The following is a 21,663-nucleotide window of genomic DNA, read 5'->3' on the forward strand; positions in this document are numbered from 1 at the left end:
TGAAAAAATTATCGTAAAAAAAGCGAACCGCACATAAAAGAGCGGTTCGTTTTTTATATTATTTTTGGCTACATACAGCAATAAAATGTAATTTATGTTCAGGATCATTAAAGGTTTTAAACATTCTTTTAAATTGCTCACGATTTTCCGCTTTCATCGCATTACGGATGATTTTTAACGTCCCGAGAATGCCCTCATCATAAATCATTCCTTTTGGTGAAAGTAATGTCATCTCACCAGAGAAAGTATCAACATTTCTAAAGCCACTTTCTTGGAATATTCCCTTCCAGCCATCTTTCGTTAATGGCGTGACAGTCACATTAATCGCTTTTCGCATATTTTCTAGAATAGTTTGATGATCATTCCCCACCAGCATAACATCGTGAGTAAGCAATAAACCATTTGGTTTTAACACTCGAAAATATTCTGCAATGGCTTTTTTCTTCGCTTCCACGGGTAACATCGTGAGCATCGCTTCATTAATGACAATATCAAAACTTTCATCCTCGAAAGGCAACTTCATCGCATTCGCACGCTGCACATGAATTTTTTCTTGCAAGCCATTTGCTTCAATATTTGCTTGTGCTTTTTCTAACGCATTTTCATCTAAATCAACACCTTCAATATGGCAACCAAATTGCTTCGCCAATCCAATGGCTGTCGTTCCCATATTACAAGCAACCTCTAACACTTTTTTATCTTGGCTAAAATCGCCATTGGCAATTAACCAATCTGTCGCTTTTTTACCACCTGGACGCAAACGCGTTTTACCCAAACGTGCAAGAAAATTATGCCCAACTTCATCTTTTGCCATTTTTATCTCCTAGTAATTAACTTGGTTTTTATATTATAGATAAAAATGATAACTATTAAAATGGCAGATCAAATAAATAAGGCGGAATAATTGTTCCGCCTTTTTCTCTTATTTCTTCAATGCTTTTTTCAATTCAAGTAATTCACGACGTAACTGCTTCAATTCGCTTTCCATTTCAGCTTGTTTATGCAGTTTTTTGTTGGTTTCTACTTGTTGAGAACGCATCATCACTACTTCTTGTCTCAATTGCAAAACTTCCGCAGAATTGACCGCACTTTGTGTTGAAACTGCAGGTTTTGATTTGTTACCAAATTTCCAAGAAACACCTGCGCCAAAAGTTTTTTCCGAACCAGAAAAACTCCCCGCTACATTAAGCAACACATTTTCAGCAGGCTTAAACACTGCACCCATTGCCATCGCTTGTGCATTTTTATAGCTTCCCACGCCTAAAGACAACGCAAATTTATCATCTTCGCCTAATTGTGCAGGTTTTAATGAAGCCAACGCCGCAGCACTTGCACCAACGCGGTTAATACGTAAATCTGTTCGATTTAAACGGGTATCAACTTGAGCAAATTGATTATTCACTTGACCAATTTTAGCTTCTACTGCATTTAATTGACGGACATTTACTGCATCATAATCTTCTGTGCCATCGGCGACATTGACGATTTGGCGACGATAGTTCGCTTGTTTGCTTCCCACAGAAACCGTGTTGGCACGGTCGGCAATAGAATAATTACCTAAAGCAACCGATTTTTCTTTTTCTGCTGTGCTATTTGCGCCTAATGCCAAAGAGTCTTGTGCCTTCGCTTCAGCAAAATACCCTAATGCAGAAGAATCTTTTTGTATTGCCTTTGAATTAAAGCCAATGGCTGTACTGAATTTACCTAATGCACTACTTTGCGCACCGTATGCGCTAGCACCTGTTGCCCCTGTAGTGCTATATGCACCGAATGAATTGGCGAGTAGTCCGTGCGATGAAGCTTTATAACCAAATGCTTGGCTACCGAAAGTTTCACCATAACTTTTAATGACAGTTTCTTCATTTTGAGAAGTTGTAATAACATTTGTCACATTACCGCTACCGTCGGTAACAACTTGCTTAGACGTGCCATTGATTGGCGTTGTTTGATTTACAGGCAATTTAGAAACTTTGGCATCTTGACCAAATGCTACGGCATTATCACCGTCTTGAGCCTGCGCACTATTACCTACTGCAATAGAGTCTTTAGACTTAGCTTGTGCTTGAAAGCCAACAGCAACACTTGAATAGCCATTTAATGCTTTACTGCCGTAACCAATGGCTATGTTGCCTCCCTCTGAAGAATTAGATTCTGCATTATAACCAATTGCTACAGCAAAAATACCCTTTGATTTGCTATTTTTCCCAATTGCAATATTATCTGCATTTTTTTTGGTATCGTCTTTAGCATTTAAACCTTTACCTGTTTGTAACTGCCAAGTTGTATCATCTGCCGCAAAAGATTGAACAGAATAAAAAGATGTGGAAATAAGTAGAGTGATTAAAGAAAGGCGGGTTAGACTATTTTGCTTGCTTGCTTGCTTGCTTGCTTGCTTGCTTGCTTGCTTGCTTGCTTGATGATTGTCATAATATTTTTCCTTTTGTCAAATAAATGATAATTAAGAGATTTTTTAGAGTAGCAAAATATCAATCAAAAATCTGTGACATATATCACAGATTTTTAAATCAATTAGCTATTTAAGGTGTGTACTATTAATTCTCTTTCCACTCTCCGTTTACTACTGTGCCGATTACTTTGTAATCTGGTGTAAATATAGCTAAATTCGCGATTTTTCCTTTTTCTACAGAACCTAAACGCTCATCCACACCAATTGCTCGTGCAGGATAAAGGTTACTCATTCGAATTGCTTCAGCAAGTGGAATTTCTACAAACTCCACTGCATTTTTAATAGACTCGATCATGGTAATTGATGCACCAGCGATCGTACCGTTTGCATCAAAACAGCGGCCATCTCGGATATAAATGGTTTTACCTACAAAGGTAAATGTTTCCAATTCAGGTGGGGCGCCTGCTGCAGCGAGAGAATCAGTTACAATACAAAGTTTGTCACCTTTGATTTTTTTATCAATGCGAACATTGCCGTAATTGATATGCACACCATCCACGATAATACCAGTGTAAACATCAGAATCTAGTACCGCCCCTACTACGCCCATAGCACGTCCAGAACTAATTGGCGACATTGCATTATGCAAGTGAGTCGCAAAAGTTGCACCTTTGTGGAATGCGGCTTTAGCGACTTCATAAGTCGCATTGGAATGGCCTACAGAGACAATAATGCCCGCTTTCACAAAATCAGGCGTATAGTTAATGGTTGGGTTTTCTGCGGCAATGGTAATTTTTGTAATAACATCACCATTTTCACAGAGGAAATCCTTCATTTCAGGCGTAATTTCACGAATATATTCAGGACGGTGTACCCCTTTTTTCTCAACACTGATAAACGGCCCTTCAATATGTAAACCAAGCGCTTGGTTTTTATGCTTGTTTAAATATTCACGCATAATTTTCACCGCACTTTTTATGTTTTCATCTGGTGCCGTGATAAAAGTTGGAAGGAAACTGGTACAACCTGATTTCAAGTTAGTTTCCTGCATAATTTCCAAGGTTTCAACGCTAGTTTGGTCGTTAAACATCACCCCACCGCAGCCATTTAATTGAAGATCAATAAAACCAGCCGTTAAATTATTACCTTGCAAATCAATGGTTTTGATACCAGTTTCTAATTCAGCTTGTGGAACTACCGCTTCAATAATTTCACCATTAATAATTACAGCAAAATCACGTAAAACATCATATTTTGTGTAAATCACACAATTCGTTAATGCATATCTCATTTTTTGTCCTTAAATAAAATAATCAGAAAAATTACCGCTCTTTTAATCGGTAGGATCTTATAACACGCTATGAATGGCGCGTTGTTCTAATTCAGTAAAATATTTAACAGTTTTTACTTTCAATTCTTGTTGTGCAGGCTCATCACAAACTAGCACAAAATGGCGATGTAATTGAAGTGCACTCACTGTCCACATATGGTTTACCCCACCTTCGACTGCTGCTTGAACTGCAAGCGCCTTATGATGGCCTGTTGCAAGGATCATCACTTCTTCGGCATCTAATAATGTGCCGACACCAATAGTTAAAGCATACTTTGGCACTTTATTCACATCATTATCAAAGAAGCGTGAATTTGCGATCAGCGTGTCTTGAGTTAACGTTTTAATACGAGTACGGGAACTTAATGATGACGCTGGTTCATTAAAGGCAATATGGCCATCATTGCCTACTCCGCCCATAAATAAATTAATTTTTCCGTAAGATTTAATTTTTTCTTCATAACGGCGACATTCCGCATCATGATCATCCGTGTTGCCATTAAGAATATTGATATTTTCTGGCTGAATATCGATATGTTTGAAGAAATTGTTATACATAAAACTATGATAACTTTCAGGATGTTCCTCTGGTAAACCTACATATTCGTCCATATTGAATGTTACTACATGCTTAAAACTCACCTCTCCCGCTTTACAAAGTGCGATTAATTCTTGGTAAGTTTTTAATGGCGTGCCACCAGTTGGTAAACCTAGAACAAAAGGGCGTTCAGCCGTAGGATTAAAATGATTGATACGATCAACAATATGGCGGGCAGCCCAACGACTCACCTGTTGTTCATTGTGTAGAGGGATAAGACGCATACTATACTTCCTTTATTTTCAATACCGTGAATAAACAAACCAACGGTTAAACATAATGGTTCCCCACTACGAAATAGAAAAACTGAGAAGCAGGAAACGAGAATTGCTACCCCAAGAGGGATAAATTATGAGTAACCTAGGGAAATCAATCCCCTAGGTTCTCACGATATTCCATTAATTATAAAAATTTCGCTTTCAACTCTTTTGCTTTAGCAAGCTGAGCATCTGTTGCTTTTGCTGTCATTGGCTCACGGCAATAACCCGCATCCACACCTTCTAATTTAAGCAATTCTTTGATGGTTAAATATAAACCATTCGCTAAAATGCCTTCGATTAAATCGTTGGTTACATGTTGAATTTCTAACGCTTCGGCTAATTTACCCGCTTTGGTTAATTCAAAAATTTGACGAGCACGAACACCGTTTACGTTGAAAGTTGAACCGATTGCACCATCCACACCAAGCGCAGCCGCAGGTAACATCATTTCATCGAAACCAGCCCAAATTAAGTGGTTTGGATAAGCTTTTTTCAAACGTTCTAATAAATAGAAGTCACCTGCTGTGAATTTTACCCCTAATACTTTCGGGTTTTTGTAAAGTTCACCAAATTGTTCAATTCCCATATTCACGCCAGTTAAGAACGGGATAGAGTACACGATCATATTATTGCCCGTTTCTGCAATAATGGTGTCGTAATAATGTTTGATTTCAGGGAAACTAAATTTATAGTAGAACGGAGTAACTGCAGATAAGCTATCGTAGCCTAATTCTGTTGCATATTTACCTAATTCAACGGCTTCTTTTAAGTTTACGCTGCCCACTTGAGCAATTAGCGTGATTTGATCTTTCGCTTCATCTTTTGCAATACGGAAAATTTCTTTTTTCTCTTCAGTTGAAAGCATAAAGTTTTCGCCTGTTGAACCACCCACATATAAACCATCAACTTTCATCTTGTCGATATTGTGGCGAATAATTTGACGTAAACCTTTTTCATTAATTGTGCCATCTTCATTAAATGACACTAATAATGCACTGAAAATACCTTTTAAATCACGCATAAGTTTTCTCCTATTTTATACGTTGTTCAAGAATCACATTGAGAGTTTTTTGCTTGGTTTGAGCTGCAAGTTCTTCTTCGCCCTGCACTAACAAAGCATAAATTAAATCTAATACAAAAAGCTGTGCAATTTTGGTACCAATGGAATCACCTTGTAATTTCCCTTGTTTATTACCATTTACCAAAACATAATCAGCATATTCTGTAACGGGTGAACGCAAACTGTGAGTTAATGCCACTGTCGTGGCGCCATTTTGTTTAGCAATTTTGAGAGTGTGTGCTGTTTCGGCGGAATAGCCGGAATGACTTAAACCAATTGCCACATCAGAAGACGTAAGTAATGCTGCCTGCATATACATAAAATGATTATTGCCTGTTGCATCCACTTGGAAACCGATGCGCATCAATTTATTTTTCGCATCTTCAGCTGTCACACCAGATGATCCCACGCCGAATAAAAAGATACGACGTGCTTTTTTAATGGCTTTAACAACTTGTTCAAGCTGTTTTAAATCTAATAAATTAACCGTTTCTTCCATTACATTAGAAACTGCCGCTTGCAACTTTTGTGCAATCGTTAAAGAATCATCGCTCGGCATAATTTCTGTTTCGAGCACAGTTTCATCATTGTTATCTTTTGTGGCAAGCTCAATGGACAGTTCTAATTTAAAATCGCTGAAGCCTTTAAAACCAATGGTTCGACAAAAACGGACAAGTGTGGCTTCTCCAACTTCCAAATGCTTAGCGATTTCTGAAAGGGGGCATTGAGACACCAAATCAGGGGAACGCAAAATCGTATCGGCAATCTTTTTCTCTGATTTGGTTAGGCTGTGGTAAAGCGAACTGATGGTGTTTAACACATTTCCGGATTTAGCCATAAATTGTTCCTTGTGGTTTATCAAGCAGAACATCTTTCACCCAATAAGCTGCGCCCACTAATCCTGCATCTTGACCAAATTTAGCAGATTCAATATCACAACTATATACAGCAGGCATAGCCTGTAAGAAACGTTTGACTAATGGTAAATAACCTTCAGCCAACCCGACACTACCGCCTATAACGACTTTTTGCACATCCAATCCAATCACTAAATCCGCCACTAAATTAGCAATGGCTTGGGCTGAACGTTCTATAAGTGCGGTAGCTTTTTCATCATTTTTTCTAAAACATTCAAAAACTTCTTTTGGCTCACAAGGCTCATCCCATTGGGAAGACACTGCTTCAATTGCACGCCCTGCTGCAACGGCTTCTACACAACCTCGACGACCACAACCACACATTGGGCCATTTGGATCCGCTAATGTATGTCCGATATGTCCTGCGATTCCCTTTGGACCAGTTTGTAATTGTTGGTTTAAGATGACACCACCACCCACGCCAGTAGAAACTGTAATAAAAACAAAGTTTGATACTTTCTCTGGATCTTGAAGTTGATATTCCGCATAAGTCGCGGCTTGTGCATCATTTAATAAACCAATTGGTTTATCCGTGTGTTTAGCAATACTTTCTTTTAGTGGAAATTGATTCAAACCACCTAAATTTTTAGGATTAAGTGCGGTTAAAACACCGTCATTTATAATGCCTGTTGAAGCCACCGCCACATAATCAAATTGCCCCACATAATGAGTAAGAAGTTGTTCCAATGCTTGATGCATTCCTTCTACCACATTTTCACGCGGCGTATGAATTTGTTGGCGTTGTTCAACTTCGCCATTTTTTACGATAGCCGCTGCGATTTTTGTACCGCCAATGTCTAGAGCTAAACAACGCATAACTTATCCTTATAGTATGAAGTATTTTCTCACATGTCTTACGACTATCTTGCAGATTTCACAGAATTAGCGAACCAACTCACGATATGCTCAAGGCGAGTTAAGGCTGAACCAACAGTGACACAATCTGCGCCAATTTCAATGGCCACTTTTGCCAATTCAGGCGTGTTATAGCGACCTTCTGCCATCACAAAACAACCTGCAGCTTTTAAATCTTTCACTAATTGATAATCAGGTTCTTCGGGAACTGGACCACCTGTATAACCAGACATTGTGCTTCCCACGATATCAAAACCGAGTTTTTGACAATACAAGCCTTCTTCTAAATTAGAGCAATCTGCCATTGCCAAGCAGCCCATTTCATGAATTTTTTTCACCGCACTTTCAATATCAACTGGGCGAGGACGGCTAGTACCATCTACCGCAATAATATCAGCCCCAGCATTGGCAAGATCTTCAATATCTTGCAGAAATGGCGTAATACGAATCGGACTATCAGGTAAGTCGCGTTTTACAATACCGATAATTGGAATGTTTACAAAAGGACGTGTCGCTTTAAGGTTATCTACACCTTCAATACGTAAACCTGATGCGCCACCAGCCACAGAAGCTTGGGCCATAGCAGAAACAATTTCTGGTTTATCCATTGGGCCATCATCAACAGGTTGGCAAGAAGCAATGAGACCATATTGAATTTGAGAAAGCACATCTTGATGAGATAATTTCGACATAATATCACTCCTAAATATATTGAGGCCGATAATGCTCAAATGCTTTATTACAAGCCATCTAGGCGTTAGCATTATTTAGGCTCAATCATCCTCAAAAATATAACTGAGCCCCCATTTTCGTCAGTGCTTGGCATTATATAAAAACATAACTCCATTTTAAAAGTTTTTTTGAAGTATTTTTTTGCAAATGTGATCAACCTCTCAATTTTGAAATAAAACTTCAAAGATTAGTTCAAAAAGTATTTTTTTACTTTAGAATAACGTCCGAGTCGTTTTTTGATGTCTAAAACATCAAGTATTCACTTTTAAGCTGAGCCAATAATGGCTTATATCAACATAGGTTCACACAGGAGCGAACATTATGAAATTTACTAAACTTTTCCTTGCAACTGCTATCACATTAGGCGTTTCTTCAGCCGTTTTTGCCGCAGATTATGACTTAAAATTTGGTATGAATGCGGGTACTTCATCTAATGAGTACAAAGCAGCAGAAATGTTTGCAAAAGAAGTAAAAGAAAAATCACATGGTAAAATTGAAGTTTCACTTTATCCAAGTTCACAACTTGGTGATGACCGTGCAATGTTAAAACAATTAAAAGACGGTTCTCTTGACTTTACTTTTGCTGAATCAGCTCGTTTCCAATTATTCTATCCTGAAGCAGCAGTGTTCGCGTTACCCTATGTCATCACCGACTACAACGTTGCACAAAAAGCCTTATTTGACACCGCATTTGGTAAAGATTTAATTAAGAAAATGGATAAAGATCTTGGTGTTACTCTACTTTCTCAAGCTTATAATGGTACACGTCAAACAACTTCAAATAGAGCAATCAACAGCATTGCAGATATGAAAGGTTTAAAACTTCGTGTACCAAATGCTGCAACTAACTTGGCGTACGCAAAATATGTAGGCGCATCTCCAACACCTATGGCATTCTCTGAAGTATATCTTGCACTTCAAACTAACTCTGTAGATGGTCAAGAAAACCCATTAGCAACAGTACAAGCGCAAAAATTCTATGAAGTGCAAAAATTCTTGGCGATGACTAATCACATTTTGAATGACCAACTTTATTTAGTGAGTAACGAAACTTATAAAGAATTACCTGAAGATCTTCAAAAAGTTGTAAAAGATGCCGCAGAAAATGCAGCAAAATACCACACTAAATTATTCGTAGATGGCGAAAAAGATTTAGTGACATTCTTTGAAAAACAAGGTGTTAAAGTGACTCACCCTGATTTAACGCCATTCAAAGATGCGATGAAACCATTCTATGCTGAGTTTATAAAACAAACTGGTGAGAAAGGTGAAAAAGCATTAAAAGAAATCCAAGCTCTTAAATAATCTCTATCACGTGCGCCAGCAATTTGGTTGGCGCACTCATTTTCGTTCTCCACAATCTCTCGGAGTGAAGTATGAAATTTTTTAACAAACTTGAAGAATGGATTGGTGGCGCACTGTTCCTTGTCATCTTCGGTATTCTTGTAGCCCAAATTCTATTCCGTCAAGCTTTCCACTCGCCGTTAATTTGGAGTGAAGAACTCGCTAAACTATTGTTTGTTTATGTAGGAATGCTCGGTATTAGCGTGGCAATTCGCAAACAAGAACACGTTTACATTGATTTCTTAACCAATTTAATGCCACCTTCAGTTAAAAAAGTCGCAAACTCTTTTGTACAGCTAGTGATTTTCCTTGGTATTGTTTTCTTTATTCATTTTGGTATCAAAACTTTCCTTGGCTCTAGTTTCCCGATTGATGCATTAGGTGGAATTTCAGAAAAATGGATTTACGCTTCTTTACCGATCATTTCTATCCTAATGTTAGTGCGCTTCTTCCAAGCACAAGCAGACAATTTTAAAGAAGATAAAAGCTATTTACCTGCAACCTTCTTTATTCTAAGTGCGGTCATTTTACTAGGCATTTTGTTTACTTTCCCAGAGTGGTACAAAGTATTACGCATTACAGAATATGTGAAATTTGGTTCTAACTCTGTATACGTTGCCCTAATATTCTGGCTAGTTATTATGTTCCTTGGTGTTCCAGTAGGTTGGTCATTATTTATCACCACATTACTCTATTTCTCAATGACCAGATGGAACGTGGTAAACGCAGCAGCCGAAAAACTAACCATGAGTTTAGATAGTTTCTCATTACTTGCTGTGCCGTTTTATATCCTAACGGGTATTTTAATGAATACTGGCGGTATCACAGAACGTATCTTTAATTTTGCGAAAGCCTTACTCGGTCACTACACTGGTGGTATGGGGCATGTAAATATTGGCGCAAGTTTATTGTTCTCAGGTATGTCTGGTTCTGCACTTGCTGATGCGGGTGGCTTAGGTCAATTAGAAATCAAGGCTATGCGTGATGCAGGTTATGATGATGATATTTGTGGTGGTATCACTGCAGCTTCTTGTATCATCGGTCCATTAGTTCCACCAAGTATCGCCATGATTATTTACGGAGTAATCGCTAACGAATCCATTGCAAAACTCTTCGTTGCAGGTTTTGTACCAGGCGTATTAGTAACAATTGCCTTAATGATCATGAACTACTACGTATCCAAAAAACGTGGTTATCCAAGAACACCAAAAGCAACTCGTGAAGAACTTTGCACATCATTCAAAAAAGCGTTTTGGGCAATTTTAACCCCACTGCTCATCATCGGTGGTATCTTCTCTGGTTTATTTAGCCCAACAGAATCTGCCGTTGTTGCTGCAACTTATTCCGTAATCATTGGTAAATTCGTTTATAAAGAATTAACCATGAAAATGCTCTTCAATAGCTGTGTTGAAGCAATGGCGATTACGGGTGTGGTTGCATTAATGATTATGACTGTGACCTTCTTCGGAGATATGATCGCGCGTGAACAAGTTGCAATGCGCATTGCAGATGTGTTCGTTGCCGTAGCTGATTCTCCACTTATGGTATTGGTGATGATCAATGCGCTCTTGCTCTTCTTGGGTATGTTCATTGATGCATTAGCATTGCAATTCTTAGTGTTACCAATGTTAATTCCAATCGCAATGCAATTTAATATCGACTTAGTATTCTTTGGTGTAATGACTACTTTGAATATGATGATCGGTATCTTAACCCCACCAATGGGAATGGCTCTCTTTGTGGTGGCGCGTGTGGGTAATATGTCTGTATCTACTGTAGCTAAAGGTATATTGCCGTTCTTAATACCGATATTCTTAACATTAGTATTAATTACGATTTTCCCACAAATCATTACTTTTGTACCAAATCTATTGATGTCTTAACACTAAAGTGCGGTTAAAAAAAGCAAGGCTTTTATAACCGCACTTTTTTTATGAAATAAATCCTATTCAATGCGGTTTTATGAATAGCAACCCATAAACATAACTTAATAAATGAGGTTTATTATGAAATTGACAAAAACAGCATTATGCACCGCACTTTTTGCAACTGTTGCATTTTCAGCTAGCGCACAAGCCTATCCAGATTTACCAGTAGGAATTAAAAGCGGAACGGGCGCACTCATCGGCGATACCGTATATGTAGGCTTAGGCTCAGGTGGCAATAAATTCTATTCTCTAGATTTAAAAGATCCTGCTGCACAATGGAAAGAAATTGCCGCATTCCCTGGTGGTGAACGTAATCAACCTGTTGCAGCAGCCGTAGATGGAAAACTTTATGTATTCGGTGGTTTGCAAAAAAATGAAAAAGGCGAGCTCCAACTTGTTAATGATGCTTACAGCTACAATCCAGCTGATAATACTTGGGTGAAACTTCCTACTCGCTCTCCGCGTGGTTTAGTGGGTTCAAGTAGCGCATCTCACGGTGATAAAGTTTATATTTTAGGTGGTTCTAATCTCTCTATATTTAATGGTTTCTTCCAAGACACTGTGGCAGCGGGTGAAGATAAAGCGAAAAAAGATGAAATCGCAGCAGCTTATTTCGATCAACGTCCAGAAGATTATTTCTTCACAACAGAATTATTGAGCTATGAACCATCAACCAATAAATGGCGCAATGAAGGTCGTATTCCATTCTCGGGACGTGCAGGTGCAGCATTCACCATCCAAGGTAATGACTTAGTTGTTGTCAATGGTGAAGTTAAACCAGGCCTTCGCACCGCAGAAACACATCAAGGTAAATTCACTGCTAAAGGTGTGCAATGGAAAAACTTACCTGACTTACCTGCACCAAAAGGTAAATCACAAGATGGTTTAGCTGGTGCACTCGCAGGCTATAGCCATGGCCATTATTTAGTTACGGGTGGAGCTAACTTCCCTGGTTCAATTAAACAATTCAAGGAAGGCAAACTTCATGCACATAAAGGTTTAACCAAAACATGGCATAACGAAGTTTATACTTTAAATAATGGTAAATGGAGTATCGTTGGTGAATTACCAATGAATATTGGCTATGGTTTCTCTGTGTCTTACAACAATAAAGTATTGCTCATCGGCGGTGAAACAGACGGTGGTAAAGCGTTAACCAGCGTCAAAGCCATTAGCTACGATGGTAAAAAATTGACCGTTGAATAATTTGGCATAGAATAACGTATAAGACTTGTGACAATTAATATAGGGCTTGTGGGCATTTCAAAAAGCTATTTTTGACACATCCACAAGCCCTTTCTCCAAGTCTTGTAATTTCAGCAAAATCTAAAAATTAAGGAGATTGTATGAGCGTACTTAGTTATGCACAAAAAATCGGTCAAGCCTTAATGGTGCCTGTAGCAGCCTTACCTGCTGCAGCATTATTAATGGGTATTGGCTATTGGATCGACCCAGATGGTTGGGGGGCAAACAGTCAATTAGCGGCATTATTAATTAAATCTGGCGCGGCAATTATTGATAACATGGGCTTACTCTTCGCTGTGGGCGTCGCGTTTGGTCTTGCAAAAGACAAACACGGTTCCGCCGCACTTTCAGGCCTTGTTGGTTTCTACGTAGTAACCACCCTACTTTCCCCTGCTGGTGTAGCACAATTACAACACATTGATATTAGTGAAGTGCCTGCAGCATTCAAAAAAATCAATAACCAATTTATCGGGATTTTAATTGGGGTGATTTCAGCTGAACTTTACAACCGATTCTATCAAGTTGAATTACCAAAAGCGCTTTCGTTCTTTAGCGGAAAACGCCTCGTCCCAATTTTGGTTTCTTTCGTGATGATCGCCGTATCATTTGCCTTACTCTATATTTGGCCTCATATTTTCAACGCGCTCGTTTCATTTGGTGAATCAATCAAAGATTTAGGTGCAGTAGGTGCGGGGATCTACGGTTTCTTTAACCGCTTATTAATTCCTGTTGGCTTACACCATGCCTTAAACTCTGTATTCTGGTTTGACGTAGCGGGTATCAATGATATTCCAAACTTCTTGGGCGGCGCTAAATCCATTGCTGAAGGTACTGCAACTGTGGGTGTTACTGGTATGTATCAAGCTGGTTTCTTCCCTGTCATGATGTTTGGTTTACCGGGTGCTGCTCTTGCGATTTATCACTGTGCAAAACCAAATCAAAAAGTACAAGTGGCCTCAATTATGCTTGCGGGTGCATTAGCCTCTTTCTTTACAGGGATCACTGAACCGCTTGAATTCTCATTCATGTTTGTTGCACCTGTACTTTATGTATTGCATGCATTATTAACAGGTATCTCTGTATTCATTGCAGCCACCATGCACTGGATCGCAGGATTCGGCTTTAGTGCTGGTTTAGTGGATATGGTACTTTCTAGCCGCAATCCACTTGCTGTTAGCTGGTATATGTTGCTTGTACAAGGTATTGTATTCTTTGCTATCTATTATTTTGTGTTCCGTTTTGCAATTAATGCCTTTAATCTCAAAACGCTAGGGCGTGAAGATAAAGCAGAAACAGCTGCAGCCCCAACTGAAAGCAATCAATCTCGCGAAGAAAGAGCGGTGAAATTTATTGCTGCTTTAGGTGGTTCAGAAAACTTCAAAACCGTGGATGCTTGTATCACTCGTTTACGTTTAACTTTAGTTGACCATCACAATATTAATGAAGATCAACTTAAAGCGCTTGGTTCAAAAGGTAATGTAAAATTAGGTAATGATGGATTACAAGTCATTTTAGGGCCTGAAGCTGAACTTGTAGCAGAAGCGATTAAAGCAAAATTACAATAAATTTTGACCGCACTTTACATGCCGTCTATCACTAGGCGGCATTTTTATTAATGAGATTTAGCGATGTTATTTATTCCACCACCACTACTCTGTTTATTAATTGGCACAGCAATGTATTTTTTGCCAAAAGTAGCGAGTTATTCTGTCCATTTTGTAGTCATTGCCTTTGTCATTACTCTTTCATTTTTGATTGCTGGAGGCAGTGTATTACAATTTTTTATACGCAAAACGACCATCAATCCTCATGACTTTAAACATACAACACAATTAGTTTCTACAGGCATATTTCGATTTAGCCGTAATCCAATGTATTTAAGTTTGCTGTTAATGTTAATTGCTTGGTCTCTTTGGTTGGGTAATAGTTTGGCTTGGTTAGGCGTGATTGTCTTTATATTAGTGATGAATCGCTTTCAAATAGCCCGAGAAGAAGCCTATTTGGAAAGTAAATTTGGCGATGAATATCGTCGTTACAAACAAAAAGTAAGACGCTGGCTATAAAAAAACACCTTCACGAGGAAGGTGTTTTTATCAAATTAAAATCTATTTCTTCGGTGCTTGCATAAAGCGGAAGAAATCACTATCTGGTTTTAAAATCATCATATTGTCAGAATTTGCAAAACTCGCTTCATAGGCTTTTAAGCTACGTACAAAACTGAAGAATTGTGGTTCTTGAGCAAAAGCATCTGAATATAATTTTGCAGCTGAAGCATCACCTGAACCTCGTAATTCTTGTGCAGTTTTATTTGCATTAGCAAGAATTAACGTCACTTTACGATCTACATCTGCTTGGATAAATGCAGCTTTTTCTTTACCTTGAGAACGGTGTTCACGCGCGACTGCATCACGTTCTGCACGCATACGTTGGTAAATTGAAGAAGATACTTCGTCCGGTAAATTAATTTGTTTCACACGCACATCAATCACTTCAATACCCAATTCTGCCGTACTATCTTGCCCTGAATTTAAAGCTTTTTTGGCACCTTCCATTAATTCACCGCGTGTACCAGAAACGATATCTTTAATGGTTCTTGTACCAATTTCAGAACGCAAACGGTCATTTACTTTACGGCTTAACAAGCTTGAAGCTTGGGTATAATCGCCACCACCAGTAGATGTGTAGAATCGACCAAAATCACTAATCTTCCATTTCACATAAGAATCTACTAGCAAGTCTTTTTTCTCAACAGTAACAAAGCGTGTTGCCGATCCATCTAAAGTACGAATACGTGCATCTAAAACTTTAATGCTATCAATCAAAGGCACTTTAAAATGCAAGCCTGGCTCATAGACAACCACTTTGTTATCTGCATCACGTTGCACTTTGTTGAATCGCAACATAATACCGCGAGTACCTTCAGTCACGACCACGACACTGGAATACACCACTGCCGCAATGACAAAAATAGCTGGTAATAAAAATTTACGCATTAGTTAAATCTCCCTTGGCGAATCGGCTCAACAGTGCTTGGTAGTTGGCTTGAAGAATGATTAATACGCTCTGGCTGTGATAAAACAGGCGCAGATTCTACCGCTCTTTCTGTTACGGCTGGCGCTTTAGCTGATACTTTTTTACCCATGATTTGTTCTAACGGTAACACAGTTAAATTGTTACCATTATTGCCATCAAGCATCACTTTTGGCGTATTTGCCATGACTTTTTCCATGGTTTGAATATATAAACGCTCACGCAGTAAATCTGGCGCAGCTTTAAATTCAGGCAACAAACGCTGCAAACGTTCCACTTCGCCTCGTGCATCTAACACAATACGATCTTTATAAGCTGTCGCTTCTTCAATAATACGTTGTGCATCACCTCGCGCAATCGGCTCTTTCTCTCGTGCATAGGCTTCCGCTTCACGAATGAAACGTTGTTCATCTTCCTGCGCTTTAATCGCATCATCAAACGCATCTTTTACTTCTTCAGGTGGGCGTGCAGATTGGAAGTTCACATCAATCACCTCAAGTCCCATATCATAGGATTTAATAATGTCATTTAATGCTTTCCACGTATCTTCACGAACAACCGCACGGCCTGTTGTTAAAATATCATTCATTGACATATGGCCAATCACATAACGCAATGCACTGTCAGTCGCTTGACCTAAACTGTCATCCGCATTCGTCACGCTAAAACGATATTTAGCAGGATCTTGTACGCGATATTGCACGGTCATTTCCACACGAACCATATTTTCATCTTTAGTAAGCATGGAACCCTGTGTGCGAAGTTCTTTAACTTGCTCTACATTCACCGGCAATACTTTATCTACAAATGTTGGTTTCCAGTTCAAACCTGGTTGAACAATAGAATGTAATTCACCAAAACGAAGCACCACACCACGCTCAGCCTCTTTAATGGTGTAAAAACCACTTACGCCCCAAATAATCGCACCAATAGCAACGGCAAGTGGAACCACTTTTCCAAAATTAAATGGCGTACTGTTTTGAGAACTACCATTGTTTTGACCGCTCTTTTTATTTCCACCACCTAATTTTTTGAGAAGATTATTAAAAATCTCCTCAATATCTGGTGGAGATTGTTCTTGATTCCCACGATTTTGATTGTTATTCCATCCATTATTATTGGATGAATTTCCCGGCTGTTGGTCGTTGCTTTGCCCTGGTTTACTCCAAGGATCGCGATCTGAACCGTTCTGTGACATTTCATTCTCCATTTGTCAAAAAATTGTTAAGAGTTTAGCTAAATAAATGGGGCGCGTCTATGAAAATGCAAGAGGGGATAACCATTAATTTCGCCTCACTTTCAAGTTATACCCCTTAGGAGCAGAGATTTTTTCCGTTAGCATTAGATAGCTTTTGCTGTTTGCTATCATAGCAGTTACTGCTTTAACAGATTTTTAAATTAAAATTGCCTTTAATAGCAATACGCATATTTTCAGAAAAAGCAATGTTAATTCTCATCGCAGCTTATCTGTCTTGCTCTCTCGTGATATTTCCGCAGAAAATCGGGTGTGCTTACGCTAGATTAGATGTAAAATTATAAGGTTCGAGTAACACAAGCATCGTTTAAAATACAAAAGTGCGGTCAATTTTTGAGAGGTTTTAAAACCCTTTGAAAATTGACCGCACTTTTGCATTGCTATGTGAATCTCAAACAAAAAAACTGCAGAGAGTTCTATTCCTTCTAATCTCGTTTAAAAAAAAGAAGATATATCGGCAAAGCAACCACCTGAAATTTTAGAGACATAATTAAAGCATCTTTCATAAGAACTGCATATTGCAAATTATTCCTCCCCATATCTAACTGGACTATCACCATAAACAAGAAAAAAATGAATGCAACAGCTACAAAAAATTTTAATATTTTCAATACCATTATTTACTTTCCTTATCCCCCCACGATGGCGCGCGTCTCCTGACGCGTGCCAAAAACATCAATTTCGTTTAATGATGATTTTACTATTTTCATTAACAACTTCATTTTGTTTATTTTTAGTTAGATATAAGCACGCGTCAGGAGACGCGCGCTATCTAGGGTTTTACAGATAAAATTTTTATTCACTCACCCAATCACCCTATTGCTAATAATCTTTATGTCGAATATATGTAATAAAGAAAATAATTGAAAACATAAGAAAAAAGAACCCTGAATCCTTTATGTTAAAGTTTTTAAAAAATGACAATAAATTAATTTGATAAAGTACAATTCCATTATCAAAGTTATAAAACACCCTCCCCATAACAAATGACACAAACAAACAAAACAAGGCAGACCCAAAAGAAAATAATGTAATATAAAAATTTTTCTTCATTACTTATTCCCCTTCTGAATTTTCCCGTAATAATATTGTGAAGCTCTATTAATAGATTCACCTATAACACTACCAGAAACATCAGGTACAATATTTCTTCTATATACATCAACATAAGGAACTTTATCATTTAAAGGCTGAGAGTTATATTTAGCCCACGTGCGATCCAGGTTAATCTTCTTATCTAACCGTACTTTAATGACTTTCCCCATACCGTAACCAATAGCAGAACCAATACCACTAGAGATTGCGCCATCGAATACAGGTTGATCAGTGACATAAGAATTAATTGTCCCTGCTACTGTATTTCCCCCTACAGTAAGAATAGCTCCTTTTCCTTTTAATAAGTAAGCCGTAGTTAAATTTATTCCTAACATTTTATATCAACAGTGCAAATTGCTTATAGTTAAAATCTTTAATTATTCTGGACTCTGTTATATTCCACAATACTTGTTTAGGATTTATTTATTCATCTACTCTCTCTTTGCAATAATGATCATCATATGAATACCTTAATAAGGTATTTTTATTCAAACACAATACTTTTATTGAATTACCATCTTTACAAAAAGTTAAATTATCCATTTTTAGATAACCATGCTTAATAATAAAACTCTCATATTTATCTTTTTCTCCAGATAAAGTTATATTAATTTCATAAAACCTAAAATTATCTACATTCAATATATCCCTAGATAAATTTTCTTTATATAAAAAATTTAGTAATCTTTCTCCAGCTTGTGACCTATATGTAACTAACTTCCCCTTATCACTACATGAATAAATAGATGTTATTGTAAAAAATAAAATAAGAAATATCACGACAGCTATACTTTTTACTCTCCCCATCTTTTCATACCCTCTCCGCCTAAAGAATATCCCCACCTAATCCAAAACCTATCGTTTGGTGAGGTTTTAAATATAATAATAGTCCCTCTAGTTCACACGATAAAAGCTGAATTCTTGTAGTATTTTAAGTTGCAATCGTTCCCCACTCCACTCATAAAAGTGCGGTAATTTTTCTTGATGATTGACAAAAGCGGCTAAATAAACAGGGAGTTCATCAGTAAACCACAACTGGCCTTGCGGACAATAATCTGAAAGAATTTTTTGTTGTTTAGGAAAATGACGAACATTGGATAATTTTACGATCCCAAATCCTTGAGATTTCAATACAGCCTCTCGCAAACACCAACAACGATAAAAAGCGTTCAAAGAATCCTGCTGATGATGAAACCAATCAATTTCTTCTTTTGGTGCAATATGTTCCATCAACGCCGTAAAATTTCTTATTTTAGGAAATTCAATATCAATTCCCACCGCACTTTTTTCTTCATTCCTAATATCTAATATTACCGCCACCCAATCACCAGAATGGCTAATATTAAAATCTATTCGCTCATCAAGAAAATAGGGTCTACCACTTTCAGTACGATGAATTTGAGATAAAAGTGCAGTAGATTTTCCTGATATTTTTAGAAGTTGGAAAAGTAATAAGTGAGCAAGCCGACGACACTGATGACGCTGAAAAACACGCGAGCTATCCGTTTCAATTTGATATAGACTTTCTGGAATCAGTTCATCGGGTAATGATTCCAAAGAAAAAGGTTGATTTATATTGCCGTAGGCGATGTAGGTTGTCATAAAATAAAAGCACCATTCAAAGGTGCTTTTATATTAAAAGGATTTAGTTTGTGTGTAAATTAGCGAATCACTAATTCCGCCACAGAAACACCGACCAAGCAAGCAACAACAACCCCAATTAAACCTGGCACCATGAAACTGTGGTTAAAATAATATTTACCAATTTTCGTTGTACCCGTTACGTCAAAGTTTACTGTAGCAATGTCTGATGGATAATTTGGAATAAAGAAATAGGCATAAGTTGCTGGCATTAAACCAACCAAGATTGGTGCTGGAATACCTAAACCAATACCAACAGGTAATAACATGACTGCGGTCGCAGCTTGGCTGTTAATTACGACAGAAACTGCAAATAATGCCAAGGCGAATGTCCAAGGATAAGTTTGAACCATATCAGTAATCGCCGCTTTAAATTCTGGCATTGCATACTGGAAGTAAGTATCGCTCATCCAAGCAATACCATAAATCGCAATAGCTGCCACCATACCTGACTTAAATACCACACCATTTGGCACGATTTGAGGATTTGTTTTCGTTGCAAGTAAAATCACACCACCAAAGCAAAGCATCATCATTTGGATGATTAGCGACATGGAAATCGCTTTTCCGCTACCGATAGTACGAATTTCAGGAATCATCGCAATCGCAACAATCACCACCAATGCTAATAAGAACAAATAAACTGATTTTTTAGCACCTTGTGGAAGGGCTTCATTCAATGTTGTACTTGTGGTATTTAAAATACGTTCACGCCATACGGGATCTTGCAAACGACGTTGATATTCAGGATCTTGTTCTAACTCTTTACCACGACGCATACTATATAAAGAAAGCGCTATCGTACCCGCTAAGGTTGCAGGAACCGTCACACAAATAATATCTAACAAACTAATATGCTCAAAACCAGGCATTGCAGTAATTTTACCTAGATAGAAGACAACAGCTGCAGAAAGTGGGCTAGATGTGATGGCTAATTGAGACGCTACGGAAGACGCTGCCATTGGGCGCTCTGGACGGATTTTGTTTTTCAATGCAACATCACCGATGATTGGCATAATTGTGTAAACAGAGTGGCCAGTACCAAGCATAAACGTTAATAAATACACGACCAATGGACCGAGTAAAGTGACACGTTTTGGATTTTTACGGAGAATGCGTTCGGCAATTTGTAACATAAATTTCAAGCCGCCTGCAGCTTCTAGCACAGATGCACAAGTCACTACTGCAAGAATGATGAGCATTACATCAATTGGTGCTTTCCCTACTGGCATACGGAATACAAAAACTTCGATAGCAAGACCGATACCAGACACAACGCCTAAACCGATACCGCCGTAACGGCTTCCCATATAAAGCATTAATAATAAGAATAAAAATTCTAAATAAAGCATAAGTACCTCAAAAATAAAAAAACTGTAAAAATAATACCCTTTTTGAGGCATAAAACTAAATATTTTTTAAAATTTAGAGCAAGAATTTAATGAAAAGGTAATTCAGATCAATTTTACAACGTAGGAATAAGAGAAAAGTGCGGTGATTTGAGAAAGAAATTTTTGAAAAAAATTAGGCGACTTAAAAAGTCGCCCAACTTGAAATTATTGATTGTTTTGCACGTAGTCAATCGCAGATTGAACAGTTGTGATCTTTTCAGCTTCTTCATCTGGAATTTCAATATCGAATTCTTCTTCTAAAGCCATTACTAATTCAACTGTGTCTAAAGAGTCCGCACCTAAATCTTCAACGAAAGAAGCTTCAGATTTAACATCTTCTTCTTTAACACCTAATTGTTCAACGATGATTTTTTTCACGCGTTCTTCAATACTCATTTGTTTTTCCTATTTTGTTGGTTTTAACTCATAAAAGAGCGGTTAGTGTATGTATTTTTTATCAACTTGCAACTATTTTATAGGCTGGTCGCACCACAAAATGGGCAATCTGAATACACACATTAAAAATAGTTACGTACCTTTGCATACGCTCAAGGCGTAACCAAGCTACACTGCGA

The 21,663-nt window shown here is 37.9% G+C and carries 20 protein-coding genes and 1 pseudogene; 5 read left to right on the plus strand and 16 right to left on the minus strand.

Annotated features, from left to right (window positions below; genetic code table 11):
* Nucleotides 1–58: 58 nt before the first annotated feature.
* From DV434_RS00110 to DV434_RS00145, 9 genes and pseudogenes are all read right to left on the minus strand, one after another.
* The gene (locus DV434_RS00110) at nt 59–814 is read right to left on the minus strand and encodes a class I SAM-dependent methyltransferase (protein WP_005631510.1); all 756 of its coding nucleotides are present in this window, start codon (nt 812–814) and stop codon (nt 59–61) included.
* 108 nt (nt 815–922) lie between these two features.
* Nucleotides 923–1,960 carry a YadA-like family protein gene (locus DV434_RS00115; protein ID WP_005631509.1) on the minus strand — a complete coding sequence of 346 codons (1,038 nt, stop codon included), beginning with the start codon at nt 1,958–1,960 and terminating at the stop codon, nt 923–925.
* Between the two features lie 24 nt (nt 1,961–1,984).
* Nucleotides 1,985–2,341, minus strand: a pseudogene (locus tag DV434_RS11090) (YadA-like family protein); the annotation flags it as partial.
* Nucleotides 2,342–2,552: 211 nt separating this feature from the next.
* Nucleotides 2,553–3,698, minus strand: coding sequence for an N-acetylglucosamine-6-phosphate deacetylase (nagA, locus tag DV434_RS00120; RefSeq protein WP_118784989.1), 1,146 nt, complete (start codon nt 3,696–3,698; stop codon nt 2,553–2,555).
* 57 nt (nt 3,699–3,755) lie between these two features.
* On the minus strand, nt 3,756–4,559 hold the full coding sequence (gene nagB, locus DV434_RS00125) for a glucosamine-6-phosphate deaminase (RefSeq protein WP_118784988.1): 804 nt from the start codon (nt 4,557–4,559) through the stop codon (nt 3,756–3,758).
* Nucleotides 4,560–4,737: 178 nt separating this feature from the next.
* The gene (nanA, locus tag DV434_RS00130; protein ID WP_118784987.1) at nt 4,738–5,616 is read right to left on the minus strand and encodes an N-acetylneuraminate lyase; all 879 of its coding nucleotides are present in this window, start codon (nt 5,614–5,616) and stop codon (nt 4,738–4,740) included.
* A gap of 10 nt (nt 5,617–5,626) precedes the next feature.
* Nucleotides 5,627–6,493, minus strand: a complete 867-nt coding sequence (locus DV434_RS00135) for a MurR/RpiR family transcriptional regulator (RefSeq protein ID WP_005625613.1) — start codon at nt 6,491–6,493, stop codon at nt 5,627–5,629.
* The gene (locus DV434_RS00140) at nt 6,486–7,388 is read right to left on the minus strand and encodes an N-acetylmannosamine kinase (protein ID WP_114908790.1); all 903 of its coding nucleotides are present in this window, start codon (nt 7,386–7,388) and stop codon (nt 6,486–6,488) included. The genes DV434_RS00135 and DV434_RS00140 overlap by 8 nt, the downstream gene beginning before the upstream one ends.
* A gap of 44 nt (nt 7,389–7,432) precedes the next feature.
* Complete coding sequence (locus DV434_RS00145; RefSeq protein WP_005646238.1) at nt 7,433–8,119, minus strand: putative N-acetylmannosamine-6-phosphate 2-epimerase; 687 nt, start codon at nt 8,117–8,119, stop codon at nt 7,433–7,435.
* A gap of 358 nt (nt 8,120–8,477) precedes the next feature.
* On the opposite strand from DV434_RS00145, the gene DV434_RS00150 reads away from it, so the two are divergent.
* The 5 genes from DV434_RS00150 to DV434_RS00170 all read left to right on the plus strand — a co-directional run bounded on the left by DV434_RS00150 (nt 8,478) and on the right by DV434_RS00170 (nt 14,739).
* On the plus strand, nt 8,478–9,464 hold the full coding sequence (locus DV434_RS00150; protein ID WP_114908789.1) for a sialic acid TRAP transporter substrate-binding protein SiaP: 987 nt from the start codon (nt 8,478–8,480) through the stop codon (nt 9,462–9,464).
* A gap of 71 nt (nt 9,465–9,535) precedes the next feature.
* Complete coding sequence (locus tag DV434_RS00155; RefSeq protein WP_114908788.1) at nt 9,536–11,386, plus strand: TRAP transporter large permease subunit; 1,851 nt, start codon at nt 9,536–9,538, stop codon at nt 11,384–11,386.
* A gap of 123 nt (nt 11,387–11,509) precedes the next feature.
* Nucleotides 11,510–12,637 carry an N-acetylneuraminate epimerase gene (locus tag DV434_RS00160; RefSeq protein WP_192881458.1) on the plus strand — a complete coding sequence of 376 codons (1,128 nt, stop codon included), beginning with the start codon at nt 11,510–11,512 and terminating at the stop codon, nt 12,635–12,637.
* 140 nt (nt 12,638–12,777) lie between these two features.
* Nucleotides 12,778–14,241 carry an N-acetylglucosamine-specific PTS transporter subunit IIBC gene (nagE, locus tag DV434_RS00165; protein ID WP_118784985.1) on the plus strand — a complete coding sequence of 488 codons (1,464 nt, stop codon included), beginning with the start codon at nt 12,778–12,780 and terminating at the stop codon, nt 14,239–14,241.
* Nucleotides 14,242–14,304: 63 nt separating this feature from the next.
* Nucleotides 14,305–14,739: a methyltransferase family protein gene (locus DV434_RS00170; RefSeq protein WP_118784984.1), complete on the plus strand. Its 435-nt coding sequence runs from the start codon at nt 14,305–14,307 to the stop codon at nt 14,737–14,739.
* A 42-nt stretch (nt 14,740–14,781) separates the two neighbouring features.
* Here the strand turns inward: DV434_RS00170 and hflC are convergent, their stop codons facing one another.
* The 7 genes from hflC to acpP form a co-directional block, all read right to left on the minus strand.
* Nucleotides 14,782–15,669 carry a protease modulator HflC gene (gene hflC / locus DV434_RS00175; protein WP_118784983.1) on the minus strand — a complete coding sequence of 296 codons (888 nt, stop codon included), beginning with the start codon at nt 15,667–15,669 and terminating at the stop codon, nt 14,782–14,784.
* The gene (gene hflK, locus DV434_RS00180) at nt 15,669–16,904 is read right to left on the minus strand and encodes an FtsH protease activity modulator HflK (RefSeq protein WP_192882511.1); all 1,236 of its coding nucleotides are present in this window, start codon (nt 16,902–16,904) and stop codon (nt 15,669–15,671) included. Before hflK ends, hflC begins: the two co-directional genes overlap by 1 nt.
* Nucleotides 16,905–18,013: 1,109 nt before the next feature.
* Entirely contained in the window at nt 18,014–18,391 is a 378-nt protein-coding gene (locus DV434_RS00195) for a hypothetical protein (protein WP_118811374.1), read from the minus strand.
* An 88-nt stretch (nt 18,392–18,479) separates the two neighbouring features.
* On the minus strand, nt 18,480–18,863 hold the full coding sequence (locus DV434_RS00200) for a hypothetical protein (protein ID WP_118811375.1): 384 nt from the start codon (nt 18,861–18,863) through the stop codon (nt 18,480–18,482).
* Between the two features lie 87 nt (nt 18,864–18,950).
* A complete protein-coding gene (locus DV434_RS00205; RefSeq protein WP_118811376.1) occupies nt 18,951–19,658 on the minus strand; it encodes a 4'-phosphopantetheinyl transferase family protein in 708 nt (235 codons plus the stop codon).
* Nucleotides 19,659–19,717: 59 nt separating this feature from the next.
* Nucleotides 19,718–21,049, minus strand: a complete 1,332-nt coding sequence (locus DV434_RS00210; protein WP_005631480.1) for an anaerobic C4-dicarboxylate transporter — start codon at nt 21,047–21,049, stop codon at nt 19,718–19,720.
* Between the two features lie 204 nt (nt 21,050–21,253).
* Nucleotides 21,254–21,484 carry an acyl carrier protein gene (gene acpP / locus DV434_RS00215; protein WP_005627318.1) on the minus strand — a complete coding sequence of 77 codons (231 nt, stop codon included), beginning with the start codon at nt 21,482–21,484 and terminating at the stop codon, nt 21,254–21,256.
* Nucleotides 21,485–21,663 lie beyond the last annotated feature (179 nt).

The sequence above is a fragment of the Haemophilus haemolyticus genome, from assembly GCF_003493685.1.
Lineage (GTDB): Bacteria > Pseudomonadota > Gammaproteobacteria > Enterobacterales > Pasteurellaceae > Haemophilus > Haemophilus haemolyticus_O.